This is a genomic window from Streptomyces sp. NPDC043685, from assembly GCF_056436585.1.
The window spans coordinates 289,062-297,950 of record NZ_JBWKCH010000011.1 but is presented as its reverse complement, the minus strand read 5'-3'; the positions used below and the strand labels follow the sequence as shown (position 1 = coordinate 297,950).

5 protein-coding genes are annotated in these 8,889 nt (G+C 70.8%); 4 read left to right on the top strand and 1 reads right to left on the bottom strand.

Going from position 1 to position 8,889, the window contains the following annotated elements:
- The first annotated feature begins 210 nt into the window (after nucleotides 1–210).
- Nucleotides 211–3,387, top strand: coding sequence for an RICIN domain-containing protein (locus AC0665_RS32520; RefSeq protein WP_478608445.1), 3,177 nt, complete (start codon nucleotides 211–213; stop codon nucleotides 3,385–3,387).
- Nucleotides 3,388–3,436: 49 nt separating this feature from the next.
- Here AC0665_RS32520 and AC0665_RS32515 read toward each other — a convergent pair whose 3' ends face one another.
- Nucleotides 3,437–4,882, bottom strand: coding sequence for a glyceraldehyde-3-phosphate dehydrogenase (locus tag AC0665_RS32515; RefSeq protein ID WP_468412566.1), 1,446 nt, complete (start codon nucleotides 4,880–4,882; stop codon nucleotides 3,437–3,439).
- Nucleotides 4,883–5,041: 159 nt separating this feature from the next.
- On the opposite strand from AC0665_RS32515, the gene AC0665_RS32510 reads away from it, so the two are divergent.
- The 3 genes from AC0665_RS32510 to katG all read left to right on the top strand — a co-directional run bounded on the left by AC0665_RS32510 (nucleotide 5,042) and on the right by katG (nucleotide 8,826).
- On the top strand, nucleotides 5,042–5,914 hold the full coding sequence (locus tag AC0665_RS32510; protein ID WP_478608450.1) for a hypothetical protein: 873 nt from the start codon (nucleotides 5,042–5,044) through the stop codon (nucleotides 5,912–5,914).
- 177 nt (nucleotides 5,915–6,091) lie between these two features.
- Nucleotides 6,092–6,532: a Fur family transcriptional regulator gene (locus tag AC0665_RS32505; protein WP_363119709.1), complete on the top strand. Its 441-nt coding sequence runs from the start codon at nucleotides 6,092–6,094 to the stop codon at nucleotides 6,530–6,532.
- A gap of 68 nt (nucleotides 6,533–6,600) precedes the next feature.
- On the top strand, nucleotides 6,601–8,826 hold the full coding sequence (gene katG, locus AC0665_RS32500) for a catalase/peroxidase HPI (protein ID WP_468639743.1): 2,226 nt from the start codon (nucleotides 6,601–6,603) through the stop codon (nucleotides 8,824–8,826).
- Nucleotides 8,827–8,889 lie beyond the last annotated feature (63 nt).

Sequence of the window (8,889 nt, the reverse complement as noted above, 5' to 3'; positions counted from 1 at the left end):
CGTCCCCCCCCCCCCCCCCCCCCCCCCCCCCCCCCCCCCCCCCCCCCCCCCCGCCCCCGCCCCCCCCCCCCCCCGCCCCCCGCCCCCGCCACGTTCGTCTCTCGGAGCACTCCCAACTCGCCCCGCCTCTTGACGTGTTGATTGCCGTCCTAAAACATTCGGGAAGCTCGATTGGTTCTGCGCGGTTCTGTTCGCTCCCGAAGGGAATCCATGTCCAGCAGACATCGCCTGGCCCGGACGGCACTGGCGGTCACCGTCCCCTTGGCACTCGGCGCGGGCCTCATGGCCGTGCCTCCGGCCGCGGCCGCCGCCGACCCGCCGGCGAGTGCGGTCACGGTACGGATCGACCCGTCCTACCGGCAGCAGGAGTTCGAGGGGTGGGGGACCAGCCTCGTCTGGTTCGCCAACATCACAGGCCGCTACCCCGAACCCATCCGGCAGAAGCTCGCCGACATGCTGTTCGGCGAGGACGGGCTCCGCCTCAACATCGCGCGCTACAACATCGGCGGCGGCAACGCCCCCGACGTCCGCAAGGACTACATGAAGACCGGCGCGACGATGGACGGCTTCTGGAAGGCGCCCGCGGGCACCACCCGGGAGGACACCGACTGGTGGAACCCGGACGACCCCGCTCACTGGGACTGGTCAGCCGACGCGGGGCAGCGCTGGTGGGTGGACCGCGTCAAGAACAAGGTGACCCGCTGGGAGGCCTTCAGCAACTCGCCGCCCTGGTTCCAGACCGTCAGCGGCTACGTGTCCGGAGGGTTCGACGCCAACACCGACCAGATACGCGCGGACCGCGTCGACGACTTCGCCACCTACCTGGTCAAGGTCACCGACCACCTGGAGAAGAAGCACCGCATCGACTTCGACACCATCGCCCCGCTCAACGAACCCAACACCAACTACTGGGGCACCCAGATCGGCCCCGACGGACAGCCCACCGGTGGCCGCCAGGAGGGCGCCCACGCCGGCCCGGAACTCCAGCAGAAGGTCGTCCTGGCCCTGTCACGCGTACTGGAGAAGGCCAAAACCCGGGCCAGGATCTCCGCGATGGACGAGACCAACCCCAGCACCTTCGTCCGCAACTGGAACGCCTACGACGGCTCCGCCCGGGCCGTCGTCGACCAGCTCAACGTGCACACCTACGGCACCGGCATGCGCACCAGCGCCCGTGACAGCGCCAAGGCCGCCGGCCGGCCGTTCTGGATGAGCGAGGTCGAGGGCACCTGGGGGACCGGCACCGACTTCACCGGCATGGAACCGGGGCTCGGCATCGCCACCCGGGTCGTCGACGACATCCGTGAACTGGAGCCGTCCGCCTGGGTGTTGTGGCAGCCGATCGAGGACTCCATTCCCCAGGCGCAGGCCGGCAAGAACTGGGGCAGCATCCACATCCCGTTCAACTGCACCTCCAAGGACACCCTGGAGACCTGCCCGGTCAAGGCCAACACCAAGTTCCACACCCTGCGCAACTTCACCCACCACATCCGCCCCGGCGACCGCTTCGTCAAAGTCGACGACGCCTCCAGCGTCGCCGCCGTACGCAAGTCCGGCCGCGGGGCGACGGTGGTGCACGTCAACAACGGCACGACCCCCCGCGCGGTGACCCTCGACCTGTCGAAGTTCCGGCGGATCGCCCCGGGCGCCACCGTGACCCCCGTGGTGACCAGCGCCGACGGCGCCCTCGTGCGCGGCACGCGCGTGAAGGTCCAGGACGGCTCCGCCACCGTGACCGTCCCCGCCAAGTCGGTGACCACCCTCCTGGTCGACGGGGTGTCCGGCACCGCGAAGGACGCGGCGCTCGTCCAGCCCGGTCACGTCTACCGTCTCCAGGGCGCCCAGAGCGGCAGGTCCCTGGCGCCGTCCTCCGAGGGCGACGGCGTCGTCGTGCGCACGGCCGACCCGGCCGCCACCTCCCAGCTCTGGTCCGTCGAGCACCTGACGCGCGGCAGCGGAAACCGTGAACGCTACGCCCTCGTCAACGCCGCCGACGGCAGGCGCCTCGCCGTGCGCGACGACGAAGCGGTCCTCGAGGACGAGGACACCCCGGCCGCGCAGTGGATCATGTCCACCACCGGCGACGGCAGTTGGACCTTCGTCAACGCCGCGACGGGCCGTCTCCTCGATGTCGTCGGCCAGTCGACCGCCGACGGCGCCCGGGTCTCGGCCTTCCTGCCCACCTCCAACGCCAACCAGCGCTGGGGCGTGCGGGACGAGACGGTGCTCAGGACGCAGCCGGCCAAGGCGTTCACCGTCCCCGGCCGCGCTCCCGACCTGCCCGCGACCGTGACGCCCGTCTTCCGCGACGGCGGCCGGGGCGAGCTGCCGGTCGAGTGGACACTGCCCTCCGAGTCGCGTTGGCGTACCCCCGGAACGGTACGGGTGAAGGGGCAGGCCACCGACCCGCTCGGCCGCACGGTCCCGGCGGAGGCGGTCGTCACCGTGGACACCGTCGCCTCCACTCTCCCGGCCCGCGCCAAGACCTACACCGGTGGACGGCCCGACCTGCCCGCCACCGTCACCGGCGTGGGACGGCACGGCGGAACAGCCGACCTCCCGGTCAGCTGGGACCCCGCCCCCGAGGACGCGTTCGACGACACCGGCGTGGTGACCCTGCGCGGCACCGCCCGCGTCCCCGGCGGAGACACGGCCGCGGCGACCGTACGCGTCCAGGTCACCGCACCCCGCGAGACCAACGCCGCGCGCGACGAGGGCGTGACGGTCGGCGCGACCTACTCCGAGAGCGGGTACTCCGCCGAGGGCCTGCGCAACGGCACCACGTCCGAGAAGGCCTGGTCGAACTGGAGGTCGGGCACGAAGAACCCCTCCGACACCATCACCTTCACCCTGCCGGAGGCACGCGATCTGAGCCGGGTCGTCACCCACTTCCACCGCGACGGCACCAACGTCAGCTTCGCCCAGTCCCTCAAGGTGCGGGTGCGCGGCGCCGACGGCACCTGGTCCGACGCGAGCGACGAGGTCCCGGTGGGAACCGAGGGGACGCCGGTGGCCGATGTGCCGGTGCGTACGAGCGGCCCGGTGACGGATGTGCGCGTGGTCATGACGGCGCGCCCGGGCGGCTACATCACCCTCGGGGAGATCGAGCTCCTCGCCAAGGCGCCGGGCGCTTCCCCGGACGCGGCGGCCTCGTCGATCGAGGTGGACGGCCGGGCCCTCAGCGGCTTCGACCCGGACCGGACGGAGTACCGCGTGGCGGTCGACCGCCCGGACCGGGCCCAGATCACCACCACGCCGCGTGACCCCTACGCGGAAGTGACGGTCGGCAAGGACCCGGCCGGGGCGAAGACGACCCGCATCGTCTCCGTGACCAGCGAAGACGGCTCGCGGACACGGCAGTACCGGATCGAGCTCACCCGCCGGTGACACACGAAAGCGCGGGGCCCGCACGCCCCGCGCTTTCGTCTTCCCGGGATCAGACCGCCGGGGCCGGGTACGTCGGGTACTCCACGCCGGACACGTGCTGCACGACACGGATGACCTGGCACGAGTAGCCGAACTCGTTGTCGTACCACAGGTAGAGGATCGCGTTGTCGCCGTCCACCTTGGTCGCGCCCGCGTCGACGATCGAGGCGTGGCGCGAGCCGATGAAGTCACTGGAGACCGCGTCGGGAGCCGTGGTGAAGTCGATCTGGCGCTTGAGCGGCGAGGTCAGGGAGACGTCGCGCAGGTGGTCGAGGACCTCCTCGCGGGTGGTCTCACGGCCGAGCCGCAGGCTGAGGATCGCGATCGAGACGTCCGGGACCGGGACGCGGATCGAGCTGCCGGTGATCGGCGCCTTGAGGTCGGGCAGCGCCTTGGCGACGGCGGAGGCGGCACCCGTCTCGGTGATGACCATGTTGAGCGGCGCGGACCGGCCACGGCGGTCGGCCTTGTGGTAGTTGTCCAGCAGGTTCTGGTCGTTGGTGAACGAGTGAACCGTCTCGACGTGGCCGCGCAGGACCCCGAACTCGTCGTCCATCGCCTTCAGTGGCGGCACGATCGCGTTCGTGGTGCAGGACGCGCAGGACAGGATCCGCTCGTCCGGCTTGATCGTGTCGTGGTTGACGCCGTGCACGATGTTGGGGACGTCGCCCTTGCCGGGCGCGGTCAGCACGACCTTGTCGATCCCGGGGCGCAAGTGCTCCGACAGGCCCGCGCGGTCACGCCACTTGCCGGTGTTGTCGATGAGGATGGCGTCCTTGATGCCGTACGCCGTGTAGTCGATCTCGGACGGGTCGTTCGCGTAGATCACCTTGATGGCGTTGCCGTTGGCGACGATGGTGCTGTTCGCCTCGTCGACGGTGATCGTGCCCTGGAACTGGCCATGGATGGAGTCACGGCGCAGCAGCGAGGCGCGCTTGACGATGTCCTGCTCCCCACCCCCGCGCACGACGATGGCCCGCAGCCGCAGACCGTTGCCCGAGCCGGACTTCTCGATGAGCAGCCGGGCGACGAGCCGGCCGATACGGCCGAAGCCGTAGAGGACGACGTCCCGGCCCTCACGGCGCTCGATCTTGTTGGCGCCCGTGGCGCCGGCGACGGCCTCGGCGGTGAACTCCGCGATCGACAGGCCCCGGTCGTCGGCCTGGTAGGCCTCGGCGAGCAGGCCGATGTCGATCTGGGAGGGGCCGAGGTCGAGCGTGGTGAGGGTCTGCAGGAACGGCAGGGTATCGGTGACCGAGAGTTCCACGCCGGCGATCTGACGGGCGAACCGGTGGGTCTTGAGGATGCTGACCACCGACTTGTTCACCAGGGAGCGGCTGTGCAGCAGGACCGTCACGTCCCGCTCCCGGTGCAGCTTCCCGATGATCGGGATCATCGACTCCGCGATCTCCTCGCGGATCTTCCAGTTGGTGAACGAGTCGTCGTTGACAGTCACGAGTCCATCTTTCGAGCTAGGCGGCGCTCATATGTTAAACCGTCGATTTCTCGATCATGAACGGGGTGTCTCCGACGCTTTCGCGGCCCTCTCCGCGCGCTTCCCCGGGCCGCCCCTGAGACGATCGAAAGCGGATCTTCCGCGCGAAAAGGGGTGCTCATGGACTACGACTCCGTCGCCGACGAGCTGTACGCCCTGCGCCCGGAGGAGTTCACCGCCGCCCGCGCCTCCGCCATGGCCTCCGCCCGCACCGCCGGTGACCGGGAGCTCGCCGAGCGGATCCGCACCCTGCGCAAACCCACCCTCGCCGCCTGGGTCAGCAACCTGCTGGTCCGCGGCAGCCCCGGCGAAGTGGAACCCCTGCTGCGCCTGGGCGAGGGGCTGCGGCAGGCCCACCAGGACCTCGACGGCGCCCAGCTGCGCGAGCTGAGCCGCCGGCAGCACGCGCTCATCCGGGCCCTGTCCCTCCAGGCCCGGCAGCTCGCCAAGGAGGCAGGTCATCCGATCGGCGAGAGCGTGCAGCGCGAGGTCGAGAACACCCTGCACGCCGTCCTGGCCGACCCGGAGGCCGCACGGGCCTGGGCGAGCGGCCGCCTGGCCAAACCGCTGGACGCGGCCGTCGGCTTCCCCGCCGCCGCCGAGGGCGCCCGGCCGAGGAGCCCCGCCCCCGCACCCGCCCGCGCTTCCTCGCGCCCGGGCAAGAAGGCTGACGAACAGCGGCGACGCCAACTCGCCCGGGCCCGCGAGGAGGCCGAAGCCGCCGAGCGCGAGCTGAGCGAACTGCGGGACGAGGCGGCGACCGCGAGCCGGGCGGCACACGAGGCGAAGCAGCGGATGGAGAGCCTCCAGCGACGCGTGGAGGAGCTCACCGAGGAACTGGAACGCACCAGGAGCGAACACCAGCAGGTCCGCTTCGCCGAGCGGACGGCCCGGGAGGCGGCACGCGCGGCCGACCGCCGGGTCCGCGAGGCCGGCCGCAAGGCCGCGACCGCCGCCGCCCAGCTCGAACGCCTGACCTCGCCGGACGCGTGATCCGCAGACCTCGCGGCGGTGCGCGACGGCCGGCGTCCGCCGGGGGGCCACCATGGCACCTGTGACCGAGCTCACAAGCCGCGAATGCGCTGTCCCCCCACGCCTTACGCGCCCGACATCAAAATTGAACCATTCCTTTTCTTGAACCAATCGTGTTTATGCCGCTAGGTTGGCCGCATGACCGCTTCCGGGAACCCGACCACCGCAGAAGAGCTGCGCGGTGCCGGCCTGAGGGTGACGGCCGCCCGCGTCGCGCTGCTCGAGGCCGTACGGGACGGTGACCACCTCGGCGCCGAGGCGATCGCCTCCGAGGTGCGCGGCCGCGTGGGCCACGTCTCCGTCCAAGCCGTCTACGAGGGGCTCCACGCACTCACCGCGGCGGGACTCATACGTCGCCTCGACCCACCCGGCAGCCCGGCCGCCCTCTACGAAGGACGCGTCGGCGACAACCACCACCACCTCGTGTGCCGCTCCTGCGGAGCCGTCGCCGACGTCGACTGCGCGGTCGGCCACGCCCCCTGCCTGACCGCCTCCGACGACCGCGGCTTCGCCGTCGACGAGGCCGAGGTCATCTACTGGGGCCTGTGCCCCACCTGCTCCACCGCTCGCAGTTCCTGAGCACGTGATCCACCCGAGCACCGTGATCCACCCGAGCACCGTGATCCACCCCGTCCGGAAGGATTTCCATGACTGAGAACCACGACGCGATCGTCACCGACTCCAAGTCGGAGGAAGCGGGAGGCGGCTGCCCCGTGGCCCACGGCCGCGCTCTGCACCCGACCCAGGGCGGCGGCAACCGCCAGTGGTGGCCCGAGCGGCTCAACCTGAAGATCCTCGCCAAGAACCCCGAGGTGGCCAACCCCCTCGGTGAGGGCTTCGACTACGCCGCGGCCTTCCAGGCCCTCGACCTCGACGCCGTGAAACGCGACATCGCCGAGGTGCTCACCACCTCGCAGGACTGGTGGCCGGCCGACTTCGGCAACTACGGCCCCCTGATGGTCCGTATGGCCTGGCACAGCGCCGGCACCTACCGCATCAGCGACGGCCGCGGCGGTGCCGGCGCCGGCCAGCAGCGGTTCGCCCCGCTCAACAGCTGGCCGGACAACGGCAACCTCGACAAGGCCCGCCGCCTGCTGTGGCCCGTCAAGAAGAAGTACGGCCAGAGCATCTCGTGGGCCGACCTCATGATCCTCACCGGCAACGTCGCCCTGGAGCAGATGGGCTTCGAGACCTTCGGCTTCGCCGGTGGCCGCGAGGACGTCTGGGAGCCCGAGGAGGACGTGTACTGGGGTCCCGAGACCACCTGGCTCGACGACAAGCGCTACTCGGGCGACCGCGATCTGGAAAACCCCCTCGGCGCCGTCCAGATGGGCCTCATCTACGTCAACCCCGAAGGCCCCAACGGCAACCCGGACCCGATCGCCGCGGCCCGCGACATCCGTGAGACGTTCCGCCGCATGGCGATGAACGACGAGGAGACCGTCGCCCTGATCGCCGGCGGCCACACCTTCGGCAAGACCCACGGTGCCGGCCCCGCCGACCACGTCGGTGCCGACCCCGAGGCCGCCTCCATGGAGGAGCAGGGCCTGGGCTGGCGCAGCACCTACGGCACGGGCAAGGGCGGCGACGCCATCACCTCCGGCCTGGAGGTCACCTGGACCAGCACGCCCACCCAGTGGAGCAACGGCTTCTTCAAGAACCTCTTCGAGTTCGAGTACGAGCTCGAGCAGAGCCCGGCCGGTGCCAACCAGTGGGTCGCCAAGGACGCCCCGGAGATCGTCCCGGACGCCCACGACTCCTCGAAGAAGCACCGCCCGAAGATGCTCACCACCGACCTGGCGCTGCGCTTCGACCCGATCTACGAGCCCATCTCCCGCCGGTTCTACGAGAACCCCGACCAGTTCGCGGACGCCTTCGCCCGCGCCTGGTTCAAGCTGACCCACCGTGACATGGGCCCGAAGTCGCTCTACCTCGGCCCCGAGGTCCCCGCCGAGACCCTGCTGTGGCAGGACCCGCTGCCGGAGGCCGAGGGCGAGCCGATCGACGCCGGTGACATCGAGGTGCTCAAGACCAAGCTCCTCGAGTCGGGTCTGTCCGTCGGGCAGCTCGTGTCCACCGCGTGGGCCTCGGCGTCCACCTTCCGCGGCAGCGACAAGCGCGGCGGCGCCAACGGCGCCCGCATCCGCCTGGCGCCGCAGCGCGGTTGGGAGGTCAACGAGCCCGACGAGCTCGCCCAGGTCCTGCGGGTTCTGGAGGGCATCCAGCAGGAGTTCAACTCCGGCGCCGGCGCCAAGAAGGTCTCCCTGGCCGACCTGATCGTCCTCGGCGGCACCGCCGCCGTCGAGAAGGCCGCCAAGGAAGCCGGCTTCCAGGTGGAGGTCCCCTTCGCCGCGGGCCGTGTGGACGCCACGGAGGAGCACACCGACGCCGAGTCGTTCGAGGCGCTCGAGCCGACCGCCGACGGGTTCCGCAACTACTACGGCAAGGGCAACCGCCTCCCCGCCGAGTTCCTCCTGCTCGACCGGGCCAACCTGCTCACCCTGAGCGCTCCCGAGATGACCGTCCTGGTCGGTGGCCTGCGGGTGCTGGGCGCCAACCACCAGCAGTCCCAGCTCGGCGCCTTCACCAAGACGCCCGGCTCGCTGACCAACGACTTCTTCGTCAACCTGCTCGACCTGGGCATCACGTGGAAGTCGACGACCGAGGACCAGACCACGTTCGAGGGCCGCGACGCCGCCACCGGCGAGGTCAAGTGGGCCGGCTCCCGCGCCGACCTGGTCTTCGGCTCCAACTCCGAGCTGCGCGCCCTCGCCGAGGTCTACGCGAGCGACGACGCCAAGGAGAAGTTCGTCAAGGACTTCGTCGCGGCGTGGGTCAAGGTCATGAACCTCGACCGGTTCGACCTGGTCTGATCAACCCAGCGTGAACGGAACGCCCGGGCCGGAAGGCCCGGGCGTTCCGCTGGTTGCCTGAGG

What these genes read in the sequence shown, in the direction of transcription:
- AC0665_RS32520 (WP_478608445.1), top strand. Translation starts at nt 211, where the DNA reads ATGTCCAGCAGACATCGCCTGGCCCGGACGGCACTGGCGGTCACCGTC.
- AC0665_RS32510 (WP_478608450.1), top strand. Translation starts at nt 5,042, where the DNA reads ATGGACTACGACTCCGTCGCCGACGAGCTGTACGCCCTGCGCCCGGAG.
- AC0665_RS32505 (WP_363119709.1), top strand. Translation starts at nt 6,092, where the DNA reads ATGACCGCTTCCGGGAACCCGACCACCGCAGAAGAGCTGCGCGGTGCC.
- katG (WP_468639743.1), top strand. Translation starts at nt 6,601, where the DNA reads ATGACTGAGAACCACGACGCGATCGTCACCGACTCCAAGTCGGAGGAA.